The sequence below is a fragment of the Paenibacillus mobilis genome, assembly GCF_058267595.1.
In genome coordinates this window covers 32,994-50,980 of the sequence record NZ_JBZCMS010000012.1, presented here as the reverse complement: position 1 = coordinate 50,980, position 17,987 = coordinate 32,994, and the positions used below count along the sequence as shown (strand labels likewise).

The following is a 17,987-nucleotide window of genomic DNA, read 5'->3' as shown; positions in this document are numbered from 1 at the left end:
CTCGTCACAGAAAATAAACCGTTTAAAGTATTAAAACGTTTATTTCCGACTAATCTTATTATAAACAATGCAAGGTTTAAAACACCATTTCATCCGAATACATAACTTTGCCGTCGTTAGTCCATGCTATAAGCGATATACGACACATCAGGAAAGGAGACGATTTGAATATGCATTTTCTTGGACATGTTGTCCGGTTTATCGTATCCGCATTGGTTCTTCTTGTTGTAGGATGGCTCGTGCCCCAATTTACTGTCGGCTCATTCGGCAGCGCCCTTCTGCTAGCTTTGGTAATCGCCTTGCTGGGCTGGATAATTGAGGGGATTTTTGGCAAAAGAGTCACACCTTTCGGCCGCGGAATCGTCGGTTTCATCGTCAGTGCCCTCGTGATCTGGCTGGCCCAATTTGTGGTAACCAATGTCAGCGTTTCGCTGATCGGCGCACTGCTGGCTGCCCTTGTAATCGGGATCATCGACCTCTTCATCCCGGTTGCAACGCCATTTAACGCCGCGCATGACCGGAAATAGTCCGGTTAGCCTTCAAGGGGAAACCCCTGGCCTCACGGGCCAGGGGTTTCTTGGCTTTAAAGAAAGCGTAAATTGAGGGTTCTGCTAGATCTGCGTAATGAGCTTCCTTACCTGTTCGTGGTGAACGACCACCTTGTTTTTACCGGAACGTTTCGCTTCATATAAAGCGGCATCCGCATCCCGGAAAAGCTTTTCTTTTCCGCTGCCGGAATAGTATTGGCACAACCCCGAGCTGATAGTAATCACCCGCCCCTCCAGCTGTGGAGCGATAAGCCGCTCTACTTTGGCGCGGATGGCTTCGCAGCAGTCTTCCGCCTCTTCAATCGTCGTATCCGCAAAAATCAGGGCAAATTCCTCTCCCCCGTAGCGGGCCGCAAAGTCGTTGGGACTGATCAGATCCATGATGCTTTTAGCCACTTCCTTCAGCACGATGTCGCCCACCCAATGACCAAAAGTATCGTTAATGGTTTTGAAGTTGTCAATGTCCAGAATAGCCAAATGAATCGAAATCCCGTTGGCTTCGGAATTCTGGATCAGATTTTCCAAGTACTCATGAAAGGTTTTATGATTATAAAGTCCTGTCAGCGCATCCATCTTCAGCAGCTTATCCGAAATAGCCTTCTCGACGATCAGCTTCTGTTCGGATTTGACGAGAATTTCCACCGCTTTGCGCATTTCCTGTGACCGGGTAATGACGCCTTGGCCGAGCAAGGTGCCGATGACCAAAACGGTCAAAACCAGTGTAAAATCAGCCGCATCCATCACAATCATATCAAAAGTCGGCGGGATCAATGCAACGAGTACAAATAGAATGATATTTAAAACCGAAAACAGTCGAAGGAGATTCCTTTCAAAATAAACCAAAGAAATCAGCAGCGGCATGACCAATACGATTTCCGCCCCGTCCACGACCGAATCCAGCATAAAATAAAGAACGTAACTGAACAGCAGGCCGCAGAGCAGCACCGCCCGTTTTAAATAAACCTTTCTCTCACGCTTAAGCCAAAGTTCGGTAGCACCAAGCAAAAGAAGAATAAACAAATCAACATAAAGCAATAGATCCGGCCGTTTATCCCATAAATAAGAGCCGGCTGAGCGGGTGGATGGCTGACTAGTCAGCCAGGAAAGACCTTCGGATAAAAACAACAGCACCGCAGTCAGCCAGTAGAAAATCATAATCTTACGGTTCCACGACAAGGAATCATATTTACTTTTAGAAAATCCGAGAATATAGATCGCCTACTTTGACCTTTAGATGAGAGAAAAAGTTTATAGGGTTGCGTCTAAGCACACAAAAAAGCACGTTTTCCCGAAAACTTACGAGTACACACCGTGCCGTCATTCGTTTTGACAGATGAACAACGCTATTATACCGTATATGGCAGGTGTATTTCTATACCAAGAACGTCTAAAATAAAGAGGATGTTTTATTTTTGGAAGAGGTGTTTTTTATGAAAAAAATGATGTTGTCCCTTCTGGTCGGACTGCTGCTGCTAATGCTTTCCGCCTGCGCGAGGGGGACTCCCCAGGCGGAGCCCGGGACTACCGGAAGCCCGGAACCCAAAGCCGAGGCCAAACTGAACATCAAAGCCGTCAATTATGCGTTTGATCAAAAGGTTTACCATTTGAAGGTCGGCGTCCCCGTAGAAATTACGCTGGACAACGAAATCGGCAACCACGGGGTTAAAATTCCCTATCTGGGCGTTAAGCTGGATCAAGCCCATCCTTCAACGGTTATCACGCCGGATAAAACCGGTGAATTTAACATGTCCTGTTCCATCCCGTGTGGTCCCGGCCATAAAAATATGACCGCCAAAGTCATAGTGGAATAACCTTGTCCTCCTCCTGTTCTTATCTTTAACCGGGTGCGGACCTTCTCTATCGACAGACAAACGATAAGCTAAAAGCAAAGGAGCCGGCACTTAAGCCGGCTCCTTTAAAATTTGCGCTGTTACACGCGCTTGCTTGATAATTGGTCAGGACAACTGATCCTGTTCAAGCAGTTCGATCCATTCGTTGTATTCCCTTTGCAGCTTTGCATATTCAACTTTCAGGCTTTGCAGTTCTTTCTCGTGTTTCCCGAACCGCTCCAGGTCCATTTCTCTTTCAGCTAGAAGCAGGCGGTATTCGTGGGAAATGACTTCGAACTGGTCGCCGATAAGCTGAAGCTGTTCCTGAAGTTTGGTTTTCTCTTCTTCGGCACTCTCAACCTTACGGCTCAACAGTTCTGTTTGTTCCTGTCCGGCCGCGGCTTCCTGCTGCCACTGCGTAATCTGCTCCCGGAGCTCGCGTTCGGCTGCTTCACGCCGCCGCTCCCGTTCAGCCGCTTCCTCGCTTAAGCTCCGCAGACGGGCCAACTGTTCCCGCTCGGAAGCAAGCTCGGCTTCCCGGCTGTCCACTAATACGGCATATTCTTCGGTTTCCCGTTTTTGCTCCTGCAGGCTCTCCTGCAGAAGTTTAATTTCCTGACGCAGCTCTTCCAATTCACGAAGATACTTTTCCGCCTGCTGTTGTTCGGCTACCGCCTGCTCGCCTACACGTTCAGCCGCAAGTTTTGCCTCCTCAAGCTCGTCCATCAAACCGCTCATTTCCGCGTAAAGCTGCTCAAGCTTCGCTTCGCGCTCAGCCGCCGCTTTCTCAAGGCTGGTCCGTTCTTCCGAAAGTAATTCCCGTTCCGCGATCCACTTCCGGCGCTCGTCCATCATGGACTCCATTTCAACCAAAGCTTGGCTGAGCTCTTCTCCATGCTGAGCAAGATCATTCTGCAGTTCCTTCTGCGAATCGATCAGCCGGTCACGTTCGGCTATGAGCCCACGGCGTTCATCTTTCAAGGATTCGGCTTCATCCAGCGCCAGGTTGAGCTCTGCGGCGCGTTTCTCGGCTTCGGCCTTCAATTGGTCATAAGCTTCAGTAAGCCGAGCTTGCTCCACAGCAAGCTCGCGGCGTTCTTCAGCCATGCGTTCGGCTTTCGCCAAGGCCTGGCTCAGCTCTTCAGCACGTTTCTCGGTCTCCGCCTTCGATTCGCTGTAGGCTTCAAGCAGTCGATCCCGTTCGGCGATCAGCCCGCGGCGCTCGTCCATCATACGTTCGACTTCAGCTAAAGCCTCATTCAGCTCTTCGGCCCGTTTCTCGGCCTCGGCCTTCAAGCTGCTTACGGCTTCGGCATGTCTCACGGCCTCCGCTTTAAGCCGCTGCTGGGCTTCGGCCAGCTGATCGCGTTCGGAGCCAAGCTCCAGACGTTCGTCCATCATGGACTCGATTTCAGCCAGCGCCTGCTGCAGTTCGGTTTCTCCCTTGGCCAGCTGTTCCTTCAGCGTCTGGATTTCCTCCTGATAGGAGGCCAGACCTTTCTCCAGCGTTTCATTATGCTCGGAAGCCTGCTGCAGGGTAAGCTCCAGCCGCTCAATTTCTTGGCTTCGGCTTTCGGCCTGGACCTTCCAGGTTTCAGCTTCTTTGGCCGCCTGCGCGGATTCCAAAGACAGCTGTTCTTCCCTTCTGCCCGCGCCTTCAATCTGCTGCTTCAGCCTGCGTTTCTCCTCATGGGAGGCAGCCAGATTAGTCTGCGTTTCTTTGAGCTGCTTCTCCAGGCTTTCGAGTTGGGTTTTATACTGCTGCTCCAATTTTGTACGCTCTTGCTTATGCTGATTATCCAGCAGCAGGAGTTTGTCCTTCTGGGCATTCTCCAGCTGGGCAAGCTTCTCCTTATGCTGCTGCTGGACTTTGTCCAGCTCTTCTTTCAGCCGCTTCTCTTCGATCCGGACAGCCGCTTCATGCTTGCGCGTCTGCTCAAGCTGTTGACTTAAAGCGGCTTGTGCTTCCTTGGCCTGTTTCAGCTCCGCTTCAATCGTCTTCAACTGGGCTTCTACCCGGCCTTTGGAGCTTTTGAGGTCGCTGATCTGTTTCTCCGCTTCGGAGGCTGCGGCTGCTTTCTGCTCGCCCAAAACCTCGAACTGCTTCAGGCTTTCCTCCAGCCTGGTTATTTTGTTCGAGGCTTCCGCCACTTCGGCTTTCAAACGGGAACGCTCTTCCTGCAGGTTCACATAACGTTCCTGCTGTTTCACCGCATTTTCCTGAAGGGCGGACATATCCTGCTTCAGCGTTTCCCTGCTCTCCATAAGTTCAGAAAGCTGCTGCTGGAGCTCGTCGCTTTGCACGGCTTCCTCTGCCATATGAACGGCCGTCAATACGGCCAGCCGGGGAATATCGAGGTGCTGGTGAGCTTTTGCCAGGGCACGCATGCGCTCATCGACGTGACTGGCAATCTTTTTCATATATTCGGGGTTACTGCCGACAATTTTATAGGCTGTTCCATAAATTTCAACGGCAACACTGATTCGTTCGGATTTTGCCAATGCGCTGTGCCTCCTTCGTTCTTCTGTTTAGTCATTGATGTAGTTGATGCACACATGGAAACGGCTGGGCCGTCTCTATCATTCTAAAGGGTTAACCAAACTGGATTCAACTTTACAGAAAAAAACCGCATCGAATCCATTCTTCTATAAAAAGGATTCGATGCGGTATTCCCCAATTCCTGCTGCTATTTTCTTAATTCCGCTCCGAAAGTTTGCTCCAGTGCAGACACGGCGCGTCCATGCACTTCCGCAATCTCCTCATCGGTCAGCGTACGTTCTTTATGACGATAAACCAGGGACAAGGCAACGCTCTTTTTCCCTTCTCCCAGCTTGCTTCCCGTAAAGATGTCAAACACGTTGACTTGCTCCAGCAGCTCGCCCGTATTTTCACGGATGGAATTCATAAGCTCTGCTGCGCTTACGGCATTGTCGACAACCACGGCGATATCCCGCTGAACGGATGGGAATCTAGGAAGGTCGCGGTATTCAATCGCTTTGGCCTCCGCGGCAAACAAAGGCTCCAGCTTGATTTCAGCTACATAGGTATCATCCAGTTCATGGCTGCGCTGGACATCCGGATGGATTTGGCCCATAACGCCGATCCGTTCTTTAGCCTGATGGTTTGCGAGGAAAATAGAGGCCGAACGTCCCGGATGGAAGCCTTCCGGACGGTCCGCTTCATACGTGATTTGTCCTTCCAGTCCCAGGAATCCGATCACCGTTTCCACCGCGCCTTTCAAATCGTAGAAATCCACTTTGTCCGGGTTCAGGTTCCACTGCTTCTCCTGCCGAAGTCCCGTCATCAAAAGACCCAGCATCGGGATTTCTTTCGGCTGAACGGTCAGGGTTTCCTCCGTGCTCTGGAAGACCGACCCGATTTCAAACATAGCCAGGTTTTCCTGCTTGCGGTTCCGGTTGAAAACCGCTACATCCATCAGCTGCGGAATCAGGCTTGTGCGCAGCACGCTGCGGTCTTCGCTCATCGGCATGGCTAGTTTAACGGAATGACGGCCTTCTCCTAAAGTCGGGAACAACGCTTCGGCTTCCCGGTTGGCGAAAGAGTAGGAAAGCACTTCCTGTAGGCCGCCATTGGTCAGCATCGTGCGGATGCCGCGGCGCAGCAGCTGGGCTTGCGTATATCCGCCCTGCGTTGTAGGCCCTTCGATGGCCGTTGTAGGAATTTTATCGTAACCGTACAGACGGGCTACTTCTTCAATCAGATCGACATCGCGGGTGATATCGCCGCGCCGGGTCGGAACCTTGACCTCAAGCCGGTTATCCGGCAAATTCCTGCTTTCGAAATGCAATCTTGCCAGGATCGTTTTGACTTCCAATGCGGAAATTTCCGTGCCCAGGAACTCATTCAGTTTAGTCAAGGATAAAGGAATAACCACTGGTTCCGCAGCTGCTCCGCCGCTCTCGACAATGCCTTGCTGCACCGTGCAGCCTGCAATAGCGGCAATAAGGGCAGCAGCCCGGTTAAGCGCCGGAATTACCCGGCCCGGATCCACTTCCTTCTCGAAACGCTGGGAAGCTTCGGAGCGGAGACCGAAATAACGGGACGCCTTCCGGACAACCCCGCCGTCAAACTTGGCAGACTCCAGTACGATATTGACGGTATCCGCGGTAACTTCGGAATTGGCGCCGCCCATGACGCCGGCCAGGCCGATCGGTTTCTCTGCGTCCGTGATCAGCAGCGTACCTCCCGGAACCTTGCGTTCCTGTCCGTCCAGGGTTTCGACGATTTCGCCTTCGCGAGATACACGCACTTCAATTTGGTTCCCCGCAATACGGGATGCATCGTAGGCATGAAGCGGCTGGCCGTATTCCAGCATGACATAGTTGGTAACGTCAACCACGTTGTTGATCGGACGAATGCCCGCAGCCATCAGCCGGTTTTGCATCCACAGCGGAGACGGGGCGATCTTCACATTGTTGATGACCCGAACCGCAAAGTGGCTGCAGAGCTCCGGATGGCTTATTTTTACGGAAATGGAATCGGAGGCCTTGGAGGCATTTTCCACCACTTTTGCTTCCGGAAGCTTAACGTCCCGGGCCAGAATCGCCCCTACTTCGTAAGCCGCTCCCAGCATGCTGAGGCAGTCCGCGCGGTTTGGCGTCAGATCGAAATCCATAATCTGGTCATCCAGGTTCAGCACCTGCGCAATCGGCGTTCCGATTTTCGTTTCCGGCGGCAGCACTAAAATCCCTTCCTGCTGGTCTTTGGGCAGAAGCTTCTCGTTTAGGCCAAGCTCTTTGGCCGAGCAAACCATACCTTGGGAAGGCACGCCGCGCAGCTTCGCTTTTTTGATTTCCAGCCCGCCCGGCAGCTTGGCGCCAACCAAAGCGATAGGCACTTTTTGGCCGGCTTCGATGTTTTTGGCCCCGCAAACGATCTGCAGCTCTTCTTCTTGTCCGGCATCCACCGTTACAACGTTCAGCTTGTCTGCGTCAGGGTGTTTCTCTTTGGTTTTGACATAACCGACTACCACTTTGGAAACCCCTTTGTTCAGGGACTCCACACCGTCGATTTCAATGCCGGAACGTGTAATCTGCTCCGCGAGTTCTTTAATATCCACATTTTCAAGCGATATATAATCAGACAACCACGAGGTTGATACTTTCATCGTTTACATCTCCTTTGGGCTTTGGACTTTACGATTAATGACGGGCAAATTGTTCCAGGAAGCGGATATCGTTGTTATAGAAATGACGGATGTCGTCTACGCCGTATTTCAGCATCGCGATCCGTTCTACTCCCATACCAAACGCAAAACCGGTATATTGCTCCGGATCATAACCCCCCATTTCAAGCACGCGCGGATGCACCATGCCGCTGCCCAAAATCTCCAGCCATCCGGAGTTTTTACATACCCGGCAGCCTTTGCCGCCGCATTTTACGCAGGTCACATCTACTTCAATGCTCGGTTCCGTAAACGGGAAAAAGCTTGGACGCAAACGGATTTGCGTGTTCGGGCCAAACATTTTGCGGCTGAACTGGAGCAGCGTGCCCTTCAGGTCGCTCATCCGGATCTTTTTGCCGATCACCAGGCCTTCGATCTGATGGAACTGGAAGGAATGCGTCGCGTCGTCATCGTCACGGCGGTAAACTTTACCCGGGCAGATGATTTTAACCGGCACTTCGCCGTCCATCGCTTTCATCGTACGTGCCTGCACCGGGGAGGTTTGCGTACGCATCAGCAGATCCTCCGTCAGGTAAAAAGAGTCCTGCATGTCGCGGGCCGGATGGTTTTTCGGCAGGTTTAGGGCTTCGAAATTGAAGTAATCCGTCTCTACCTCAGGGCCTTCAGCGATCTGGTAACCCATCCCGATAAAAATATCCTCAATCTCTTGGATAATCCGGTTCAGCGGATGAACACCCCCCTGCTTCAACGGACGTCCGGGAAGCGTAACATCCAGTTTTTCGGCCGCCAGACGGCGTTCCGTTTCCTGCTGTTCGAATGTTTGCTGCTTCTCCTCAATGACTGCCTCGATGGCACCGCGGACCTCATTCGCAACCTGACCGATAACCGGGCGTTCTTCAGCGCTTAAGGCGCCCATGCCGCGCAAAATTTCGGTCAAGGCCCCTTTTTTGCCGAGATATTTAACCCTCAGCTCATTTAACTGACCGGCATCCAAAACTCCATTCAGCTCGGCCAATGCCTCCTGCTTCAGCTGTTCCAAACGTTCTCTCATGTCAAACCTCCTGGGTTCATTTTAATTTGAAAACAAAAAAAGCCTTTTCTCCCGAAAGGGACGAAAAGACCGTGGTACCACCCTTGTTAGAACCGCCGATGAAGGCATTACTTCCAGGACGGAAGATGCGCGGCTGCTCTCACTTCTCGACATAACGGCTCGCGACCGGTATCCCCTACAGCCGGCTTTTAAAAAGACGGGTTCAAGGAACTGCTCCGGAGTGAATTTCAGTCAGCCTGTTTCTGTAGAAACGCTCTCAATCCATGGCGCTTCCTCCCTGTATAGAGGTGCTGCTTACTTGTCTCCATCTCGGCATTTGATATGGTAACGCCGGATTGCCCGGCAAGACACTATAGCTTATTATATGCAAAGCCGAAGTTGATAGCAAGGTCTATCCGCGTGAAAACTCAACTTTTGCCGAATGACGGCGCAGGCTGCCTGCAATTTGGGCCTTTTGCCTGCTTTATGTTATGGTAAAGGAATCTCAGGGCAAAAGACTCACACCAAAATCATTACGAAATTTTGTATACAGGAGGAACTATGGACGGCACAAAACGCAGCAGCATAACTCCCGGTCTTACCGTCGACATCGTCCTTAAACAGGATCAGCGGACCGGCAAAACAACAAGAGGAATTGTCAAAGATATTTTAACCAATTCACCTACCCATCCGCACGGGATAAAGGTCCGGCTTCAGGACGGCCAGGTCGGCCGGGTCAAAACGATCCATCCCGGAAGCACTGAATCTTGACCGTGTAATCTTCATTTAGACTACAGCTAAATTACAGCTGTTACGCGCAAAAAGAAGCAGACGTTTCCGTTCTGCTTCTTTTCTTCTTTTCTTCTTTTCTTCTTTTTTTCTTCCATTTTCCGATCCAAACTTGTCCAACTAGAGCTTATAATTTTTCGTTGAAGCGGCAGCTTGCTCGTCAAGCTCGGCCTCATTACTGCGGTCCAATGTAGCCTTCTGATCGCCGTAATAAGTATCGGCATTGCTGAGCACGCCGTAAAAACGTTCTTGCTCCGTAAATTCGCCATCCTGATAATAGTTGGAATTCAAAGCGTGATGGCGCTGGAAAATTTGATAAATTTCCCCGGTTTCCCGGTCGCGGTCATCGGCGATCAGCAGGAAACGCCCGTCTTTCATATGCTCCTCGTAAACAAACCTTTCTTTTTCCGGGAGCTCAAGGCCCGCTATCTGGTTGATCGCTTCAGCCGTTTTGCTGCCGCCAAGCTCCAAGACCTGGCTGCCCGAAAGGTCCTCTTCCACAACCATGTTCGTTTTATAATTGGCTATTACAGCGATCTGATCCTCTGCGAATCCCTGCTGCTTCAGCTCATCAACGGTTTCCTGTACATCCTCCGGCGCTGCAAATACGCCTACCCATTTCTTAGACATGTAAATAACCTCCCTTATGGTGCTGGTTATACCGTTTCATTACCCGGTGCGGCAGGATATAAACGTCTATTTTCCTAATGACAGCGAAAGCAGTGGCAGCCCGGTCTGTATTCCGTGGAAAAAGAAAACCCGCAAAAGCGCTATGCTTCTACGGGTTGACGGTATACCTAACGTTTACTTGGATCGTAAGGCTGACCCAAAGCCGCCGGCGCTGCCGAACGGCCTACAGCCGCTACCAGGACGATGACCGTCAGCAGGTATGGCAGCATATAAATGAATTCCTGGGGAATATCTTTAGACCAGGAGAACAGGGTAACATAAGTCCGAATCGCCTGGGAGAGACCAAAAAAGGCCGCAGCGCCAAACGCGCCAAGCGGATTCCATTTCCCGAAGATCATGGCCGCGATGGCAATGTAACCTTGTCCGGAAATCGTGTTATGAGCAAACGTACTTGTTGTAGTCAACGTTACCGTTGCTCCGCCAAGCGCAGCCAAAGCTCCGCTGATCATAACGCCGATATAACGCATCCGGTTTACATTGATGCCGGCTGTATCCGCCGCACTCGGATGTTCGCCGACGGCGCGAAGACGCAGGCCAAACGGTGTTTTAAACAGCACATAAAAGGCGACAAACACCAGAATGATCGCAATGTAGGTGGTCGGATAGTTATGGAACAATCCTTCGCCGATAATAGGGATTTTGGATAACCCCGGAATAGAAACTTTGTTGAACACTTCCGTCAGCAGCGGCGATTCCCCGTTGCCGTCAAAAATCAGCTTCACCAGGTACAAAGTCGCACCTGCCGCCAGGAAGTTAATGACGATACCGCTGATTGTTTGGTCCGCTTTAAACGTGATGGAGGCGACCGCGTGAATCAGCGAAGTAATGACGCCTAGAACAATCGCGGCGATCAAGCCGATCCATGGAGAAGCCGCACCCATTCCACCCTCTTCGGCGTAATAAGTGGCTACTGCTGCCGCAAATGCGCCAAACATCATAAAACCTTCAAGCCCCAGGTTTGTCACCCCGGAACGCTCCGAAAAAATACCGCCCAACGCGGCAAAAATCAGCGCCGTGGAAAAGACAAGCGTTGTATTTATTAACTGTCCCAGTGTCGTTACCCAATCCATTTACAACACCTTCTCTTTCTTGCGTTTAAAGTAAAACGGCTTGATAATCCACCGGACAATGCCCTGCGCGGCGATAAAGAAAATGATCGAGCCGATCACGATACGGATTAATTCCGGCGGAACTCCTGCGCCGAAGCTCATTCCCGCAGATCCGTACGTCAATGTACCAAACAACAGACCGCCCAGCAAAATGCCAAACGGATTGTTCATCCCGATCAGTCCTACCGCAATACCATCAAAACCGGTACCCGGAGAACCGGACATCACCGTTTGGTAATGGAATACGCCGAGGATTTGGAAAGCGCCGGCCAGCCCGGCAAAGATGCCGCTGATAAACATGGCTTTCACCACATTGCGGCCCACGTTCATCCCCGCATATTGCGCGGCATTCGGGTTGTTGCCTACCGCCCGAAGTTCGTATCCTTGTTTGGTTTTCCACATGAAGTAATAGAAGAAAACCGAACACAACAAAGCGATCAGCATACCCCAGTGAATACGAGCGCTGTTCATCAATTCCGACAGCCACGGGAAAGAAACGGAAGCGGTCGGCAAAATGTCTTCGGAACGCTGTTTACCTTCCATCAGCAGGAAGTGGCGGACGATAAAGTTCGCCAGATAAAGTGCGATCCAGTTTAACATGATACTCGTAATTACTTCGTTTACGCCCCGCTTGGCCTTCAGGTAACCGACAAGAGCGGCCCAAAGCCCGCCAAAAAGCCCGCCGGCAATAACGGCCAAAGGCGCGTGAATGTAAATTGGGAGACCATGCACTTTAATTCCGATTACGGTAGCCGCAGTCATACCGACTATAAACTGCCCTTCACCCCCGATGTTAAACAATCCGGCACGGGCGGCAAAAGAAAAAGCAAAACCGGTAAAAATAAGCGGCGTAATCTCACGCAGCGTTTCCCCGAAATCGTAAGTATTGCCGAAAACCTGGCTAAAGAGCGATTGATAAGCCAGCAGAGGATCATATCCGCCGATCAGCATGACAATAGCCCCAACGATCAGTCCCAAAACGATCGCAACCAGGGAGACGGCCGTATTGCCTGAAAAGATTTTTAAAATTTTATTCATCCTTAGCACCTCCGGCGATCGTACTGCCCGCCATCATCAAGCCAAGCTCCTGGTCATTGGTTTGCTCAGGGAGGACTTCGCCGACAATTTGTCCTTCATAGATAACCGCGATCCGGTCGGAAACGTTAATGATTTCATCAAGCTCAAAAGAAATCAGCAGCACCGCTTTACCTTGATCCCGCTGGGCGATAAGCTGGGTCTGTACAAATTCAATCGCCCCGACATCCAGTCCGCGCGTCGGCTGGGCCGCAATCAGAACGTCCGGATTTTTGTCTATTTCCCGGGCTATAATCGCTTTTTGCTGGTTGCCGCCAGACAAGGAACGCGCTTTCGTTTCGGTGCTTGGCGTACGCACGTCAAAGGCCTGGATCAGTCTTTCGGCCTGTTTTCTAATTGCATTGTGATTCAGAAATCCTTTTTTGCTGTACGGTTCCTGGTAATAGGTTTCGAGCACCATGTTTTCACTCATCGAAAAATCCAGCACCAGCCCGTGTTTATGCCGGTCCTCGGGAATATGCGCAATTCCGCTTTCGCTGATTTGGCGGGGCGTTGCATTAGCGAGTTCTTTGCCGTTTAACCGGATCGAACCGCTGTCCACTTTGCTTAACCCGGTCAAAGCTTCAATCAGTTGGCTTTGACCGTTGCCGTCAACGCCGGCAATGCCCAAAATTTCCCCCGCTCTGACATTGAGGTTAAGTCCGTTAAGAATCGTTGCGCCTTCCTTGTTCTTCACGAACAAATCGCGCACTTCCAATACCGGAGCCCCCGGCGTAGCCTCACGCTTGTCCACTTTAAAGGTAACGTTTCGGCCGACCATTTTCTCCGCCAAAAGGCTTGGCGAAGCTTCGGAGGTTTTAACCGTATCAATGACCTTGCCGCGGCGGATGATCGTCACCGTGTCAGAGATCTGCATAATTTCTTTCAGCTTATGGGTGATCAAAATGATGGATTTGCCTTCCGCTACAAGCTTGCGCATAATCTCCATCAATTCCGTGATTTCCTGAGGGGTCAATACGGCGGTCGGTTCGTCAAAGATTAGGATGTCGGCGCCGCGGTATAACGTTTTCAAGATCTCTACGCGCTGCTGCATCCCTACTGATATATCATGAATTTTCGCATAAGGATCTACACGCAGGCCGTACTGCTCAGACAATTCATGGATTCGGGCCGCGGCCGTTTTATGGTCCAGGTTCAACCCTTTTTTAGGTTCCATGCCCAAAATAATGTTTTCCGTTACCGTGAAAGGCTCCACCAGCTTGAAATGCTGATGCACCATTCCGATCCCGAGATCGATCGCCTTGTTGGGATTATCTATAATTACGGGTTTTCCATCCATTTCGATACTGCCTTCATCCGGTTGATACAAACCGAAAACAATATTCATTAATGTCGATTTACCCGCGCCATTCTCACCAAGCAATGCATGAATTTCGCCTTTGTACAGTTTCAAACTGATCGAGTCATTGGCCACGACGCCTGGAAAACGTTTCGTTATGCCTTTGAGCTCGACAACGGGGGTCGCTGCGTTCATGTGATCACCCTTCATTTAAATTAGGCCGCCAAAGGCCCATACATCAATATACACGATAACGTGACAACAAGGCTAGTTAAAAAAACCAGCCTTGTCGAAATTTCTGATTGTATTCAATTGATCTTAAAGCCTATGCGAACCCGATCTTAAATCCGTATTATTTAGCTGGTTCAGATGGAACTTTGATTTCGCCGCTGATGATTTTTTGTTTATACTCATCAACTTTAGCCAATACGTCAGCAGGCACGTTTTTGTTGGATGTATCCGCAATGCCTACGCCGTTTTCTTTCAGGCCAAGCACTTCGCTTCCGCCTTTGAAAGTACCGTCAACCACTTCCTGGCTCACGCGTTTAACAGCTTCGTCAACACGTTTAACCATGGAAGTCAAAGTTACGTCGTCGCCAAATTCCAGGGATTGGTCTTTGTCAACGCCGATAACCCATACTTTTTGTCCGGATTTAACGCGAGCAGTCGCTTCGTTAAATACGCCTGTGCCTGTACCGCCGGCTGCTTGGAAAATGATATCCGCGCCGTTGTCGTAGAAAGTAGCGGCAGCTGTTTTACCAAGATCCGGTTTATCAAAGGCGCCAGTATAGTTAACAAGAACTTGAGCGTTAGGGTTAACAGCCTGGATACCTGCTCTGAAACCTGCTTCAAAACGTTCGATAACCGGAATTTGGGATCCGCCCACGAAGCCGATTTTGTTGGTTTTGGTCATCATGCCTGCTACTACGCCAACCAGGAAAGAACCTTCGTTTTCAGAGAAGGTAACGGATTTAACGTTCGGCTGGTCAACGGTTGCGTCGATGATAGCCAGTTTGGCATCCGGATTCTCGGAAGCAACTTTACCAACGGCGTCCCCAAGATCCATACCGATACCCCAAGTCAAAGCGTAGCCGCCTTTAACGAATTTGTTCAGGTTTGTTTCATAGTCATCTGCTTTTGTACTTTGCAAATATTCCGATTTGACATCGCTCAAAGAAGAAAGGCCTTCCCAAGCGGATTGGTTGAAGGATTTGTCGTTGACGCCGCCCACGTCGGTAACTAGACCGATTTTGACATTGGAAGCAGCAGCGTTGGAACCTGTGTTTGCAGACTCTCCGGCATTAGCGTTGTTTTTATTGTTACCGCATCCTGCCAATACAACCGTAAGCGCAAGCAGCATTACGATCGATAATTTGAAACTTTTCTTCATTGAGTGGTATCCCCCTTAGAAATTTGAAAGTACCGAGTTTAATCTAGCAATCTGCGGCACTAACTTTTTGACAAACTAGATTATACATTTAACAAAGCGCAAAATCCACACAATAATCATCAAAGTTCATCCAATATTCGTTCTTTTTTTCGCGAAACCGCTTTAATTCGACATATCTAACCTACTAAGTTCGGTATATCGGATAACTCGTTCGACAATGTTCTATTCCGCCATACCTGTATTATTTACCAATAGCTTTCAAAGCTATGCAAGCAATTTCGCCGGATCCATGCCTCCTGGTTCCCGATAGCCGTAACCTTTGGACAGCACGTATACAGCAACGTAGCCAAGACCTAAACCGCCGCTTTGACCAAAAATTCCTGCTCCAGCCTACAGGCCGGCATCGGCCTGCTGAACAAATAGCCTTGTCCGTCATGGCAATGCTGGCGTTTCAAAAATTCAAGCTGCTCCCTGTTCTCGATTCCCTCGGCGGTTACTTTTAACTTCAAATGATTGGCCATGGAAGCTATAGAAGAAACAATAGCCGCATCGCTGCCGCCTTGTACCAGCTCCTCCAGGAAAGAACGATCGATTTTGATGCGGTCAACCGGAAGTTTTTTTAAATACTGCAGCGAGCTGTAGCCGGTTCCGAAATCATCAATGCTGATCAAAATCCCCAACTGCTTCAATTCCCGGATTTGTTCGCATGCGGCTATCTTGTCCATCGTCATGCTTTCCGTGATTTCCAGATCCAGGTACCGAGGATCCAGCCCCGTTTCCTCCAGAACTTCCGTTACAAGCGCGGTAAAACGGGCATTGCGAAATTGCCGAATCGACAAATTTACGGAAACCGAAACCGGCTCAAAGCCTTCATTCTGCCATTGTTTGTTCTGCCTGCAGGCCGTCCGGAGCACCCATTCCCCAAGCGGTACAATTAAACCGCTTTCTTCGGCCAACGGGATGAATTCCCCGGGAGAAAGCAATCCCCTTACCGGGTGGTTCCAGCGGACAAGCGCCTCAAGCCCTACCGTTTTCCCTGAGGAAAGACTGACCTGGGGCTGATATTCCACAAAAAATTCCTGCCGTTCAATCCCTCTGCGCAGGTCATTTTCCAGTTCCATTCTTGATAAAGCCGCCGTCCGCATATATTCCGTGTAACGGCAGCAGCTTAACCCCTGTTCTTTGGCGTAATAAGCAGCAAGCCCGGCAAATCGTGCCAGCTCTTCGCCCGATTTGGCGTCATAAGGATAGAGAGCAAAACCAAGGCTAAGCGGCATATGGAATTCCTGTGACCCCCAACTGAATGATCTATTTAATTTCGACATAAAACATTCCGCATATGCTTGGGCTCCCGCCGGGTCTGCATATTTTCTCGTAAAAAATGCAAATTCATCCACGCCTATGCGATAAACTTTTCCCTGGCCGCCATAAACCGAAGCGATTCGTTCGCCTGCTTCTCTGAGCATTTGGTTGCCTGCGGCGAACCCTAATACATCGTTCAGCATTTTATAGCGGTTGATATGAATAATGCAAAGTCCTTTTCCTTCCGCGGGATCGCCCTCCTCCAAAAAAGCGTGCAGATCCGAATTAAAAACGCGCCTCGAAGGAAGCTCTGTCAACGAATCGGAATTTTCCCCATAGGTTCTGCGATTATAAAAATTCCAGCACAAAACAACGCACAAGACGGAAAGAACCATACTCCCGATCATGCGGATTAAGCCGCCCTGTCTCCACGCATCCGACAATAACAACAAGCAGCAGCCGAACACAACAAAGACGACCAGCAGCTTCAATCGTGAGATGATAACTCTTTTCTCCTCTTTCCTGAATCGCATAGGCTTCAGCTCCCGGATGTATAATTATACGTCTCACATTTTGTTCAGCCATTGTCAAACCAAGGCGCTATTCCTCCATATTTGTAACAATTCCACATCCTACAGTAATTTCCTTCCAGCCGTTTCAAAAAGAAATGTTGTTTTATGGAAACCAAAAAAGAAGACCTTGATCGGCTCAATGAAGAGCAAATCAAGGTCTTCTTTTTCATGAAACAGTCCCTTTAAGCTTTCGGAAAACTTACTTCAGGCGTAGTAAGCTTATCGTAAAACTCCACCACGGCATCCTTCCGTTCGGAAGCTCTGACCGCCATGGCCGAACGGGGATGTTCGTTCAGCGTGCCGGTAATCATGTAAGGGAGCAGGTAACCCCATTCCTCTTTTTCACGAAGTGGCACCAGCAGCTTTTCCAAAATTTCCAGCACCGGACGCAGCTGATAATGCGTATTTTTCAGGTGGGTAACCAGCAGCTCCGTCGGACAGTTGCCGGCTGCGCGGCCCATGCCGTAAACCGATGCATCCAGCAGTTCAACCCCATTGTCAGCCGCGATTAATGTATTTGAAAAAGCCAGCTGCATATTGTTGTGCGTATGAACGCCAAGCCGTTTGTTAGGAAGGTGCGTTTTGAACTTGTCGATCAGGTAAAGCATGTCTTTATGATCCAGACTGCCGTAAGAATCCACGATGTAAACGACATCCACCACGCTTTCACGGATCATTTCAAAAGCTTCAAGCAATTCCTTGTCCATAACGCCGGATAAAGCCATAATATTGATCGTCGTTTCATAACCCAAGTCATGGAACTTTTGAATGAGCTCCAGGGCTTTGTCCACATCTTTGATGTAACAAGCTACACGGATCAGATCAAGCAGGCTTTCGCTTCGCGGCAAAATATCCTCTTCGTCCACCCGTCCTACATCCACCAGAGCCGATAATTTGGTGCTGCCCTTCTGGGGGATTACTTTACGCAGGAAATCATCGTTCAAAAATCTCCAAGGGCCTGCATCATCGGCCCCCTTCAGTAGCTTGGGCGAATTTTTATATCCGATTTCCATATAGTCAACGCCGGCTTCATTAAGTCCGGCATACAGCTGTTGAACAAATTCTACGCTGAAGTCCCAGTTGTTCACGAGACCTCCGTCGCGGATGGTGCAGTCTACAATTTTGCTGGGGTTGTTTTTCATAACGGAATCCTCTCTTTATCACCTGGATTCAGGTGTGTATTCTTTTCTATCTTACTTGATGCAAA

General features: G+C 50.0%; 14 protein-coding genes. 3 read left to right on the top strand and 11 right to left on the bottom strand.

The genetic code is table 11. The features are described 5' to 3' along the window. Positions 1 to 170 precede the first annotated feature (170 nt). The gene (locus AC3ZPD_RS19165) at positions 171 to 527 is read left to right on the top strand and encodes a phage holin family protein (RefSeq protein WP_490985881.1); all 357 of its coding nucleotides are present in this window, start codon (positions 171 to 173) and stop codon (positions 525 to 527) included. A gap of 84 nt (positions 528 to 611) precedes the next feature. On the opposite strand, the gene AC3ZPD_RS19160 is transcribed toward AC3ZPD_RS19165, so the two are convergent. After that, the gene (locus tag AC3ZPD_RS19160; protein WP_490985880.1) at positions 612 to 1,703 is read right to left on the bottom strand and encodes a GGDEF domain-containing protein; all 1,092 of its coding nucleotides are present in this window, start codon (positions 1,701 to 1,703) and stop codon (positions 612 to 614) included. Between the two features lie 275 nt (positions 1,704 to 1,978). Between AC3ZPD_RS19160 and AC3ZPD_RS19155 the strand changes: the two genes are divergently transcribed. Then, positions 1,979 to 2,359, top strand: coding sequence for a cupredoxin domain-containing protein (locus AC3ZPD_RS19155; RefSeq protein ID WP_490985879.1), 381 nt, complete (start codon positions 1,979 to 1,981; stop codon positions 2,357 to 2,359). Positions 2,360 to 2,503: 144 nt separating this feature from the next. On the opposite strand, the gene zapA is transcribed toward AC3ZPD_RS19155, so the two are convergent. From zapA to pheS, 3 genes are all read right to left on the bottom strand, one after another. Continuing rightward, positions 2,504 to 4,879 carry a cell division protein ZapA gene (gene zapA / locus AC3ZPD_RS19150; RefSeq protein ID WP_490985878.1) on the bottom strand — a complete coding sequence of 792 codons (2,376 nt, stop codon included), beginning with the start codon at positions 4,877 to 4,879 and terminating at the stop codon, positions 2,504 to 2,506. 185 nt (positions 4,880 to 5,064) lie between these two features. After that, entirely contained in the window at positions 5,065 to 7,506 is a 2,442-nt protein-coding gene (gene pheT, locus AC3ZPD_RS19145) for a phenylalanine--tRNA ligase subunit beta (protein ID WP_490985877.1), read from the bottom strand. 34 nt (positions 7,507 to 7,540) lie between these two features. Continuing rightward, complete coding sequence (pheS, locus tag AC3ZPD_RS19140) at positions 7,541 to 8,575, bottom strand: phenylalanine--tRNA ligase subunit alpha (RefSeq protein ID WP_490985876.1); 1,035 nt, start codon at positions 8,573 to 8,575, stop codon at positions 7,541 to 7,543. Positions 8,576 to 9,115: 540 nt separating this feature from the next. Here pheS and AC3ZPD_RS19135 point away from each other — a divergent pair. After that, entirely contained in the window at positions 9,116 to 9,325 is a 210-nt protein-coding gene (locus AC3ZPD_RS19135; RefSeq protein ID WP_490985875.1) for a YwbE family protein, read from the top strand. A 138-nt stretch (positions 9,326 to 9,463) separates the two neighbouring features. On the opposite strand, the gene AC3ZPD_RS19130 is transcribed toward AC3ZPD_RS19135, so the two are convergent. The 7 genes from AC3ZPD_RS19130 to AC3ZPD_RS19100 form a co-directional block, all read right to left on the bottom strand. After that, positions 9,464 to 9,973 carry a hypothetical protein gene (locus AC3ZPD_RS19130; RefSeq protein WP_490985874.1) on the bottom strand — a complete coding sequence of 170 codons (510 nt, stop codon included), beginning with the start codon at positions 9,971 to 9,973 and terminating at the stop codon, positions 9,464 to 9,466. Positions 9,974 to 10,140: 167 nt separating this feature from the next. Beyond that, a complete protein-coding gene (locus tag AC3ZPD_RS19125) occupies positions 10,141 to 11,103 on the bottom strand; it encodes an ABC transporter permease (RefSeq protein ID WP_490985873.1) in 963 nt (320 codons plus the stop codon). Beyond that, the gene (locus AC3ZPD_RS19120) at positions 11,104 to 12,180 is read right to left on the bottom strand and encodes an ABC transporter permease (RefSeq protein ID WP_490985872.1); all 1,077 of its coding nucleotides are present in this window, start codon (positions 12,178 to 12,180) and stop codon (positions 11,104 to 11,106) included. Beyond that, positions 12,173 to 13,711 carry an ABC transporter ATP-binding protein gene (locus AC3ZPD_RS19115; RefSeq protein WP_490985871.1) on the bottom strand — a complete coding sequence of 513 codons (1,539 nt, stop codon included), beginning with the start codon at positions 13,709 to 13,711 and terminating at the stop codon, positions 12,173 to 12,175. The genes AC3ZPD_RS19120 and AC3ZPD_RS19115 overlap by 8 nt, the downstream gene beginning before the upstream one ends. A 157-nt stretch (positions 13,712 to 13,868) precedes the next feature. Further along, positions 13,869 to 14,906 (bottom strand): BMP family lipoprotein, encoded by a 1,038-nt coding sequence (locus tag AC3ZPD_RS19110; RefSeq protein ID WP_490985870.1) that lies wholly within the window; start codon positions 14,904 to 14,906, stop codon positions 13,869 to 13,871. 353 nt (positions 14,907 to 15,259) lie between these two features. Beyond that, the gene (locus tag AC3ZPD_RS19105; protein WP_490985869.1) at positions 15,260 to 16,741 is read right to left on the bottom strand and encodes a putative bifunctional diguanylate cyclase/phosphodiesterase; all 1,482 of its coding nucleotides are present in this window, start codon (positions 16,739 to 16,741) and stop codon (positions 15,260 to 15,262) included. A 221-nt stretch (positions 16,742 to 16,962) separates the two neighbouring features. Then, a complete protein-coding gene (locus tag AC3ZPD_RS19100; RefSeq protein ID WP_490985868.1) occupies positions 16,963 to 17,922 on the bottom strand; it encodes an aldolase catalytic domain-containing protein in 960 nt (319 codons plus the stop codon). Positions 17,923 to 17,987 lie beyond the last annotated feature (65 nt).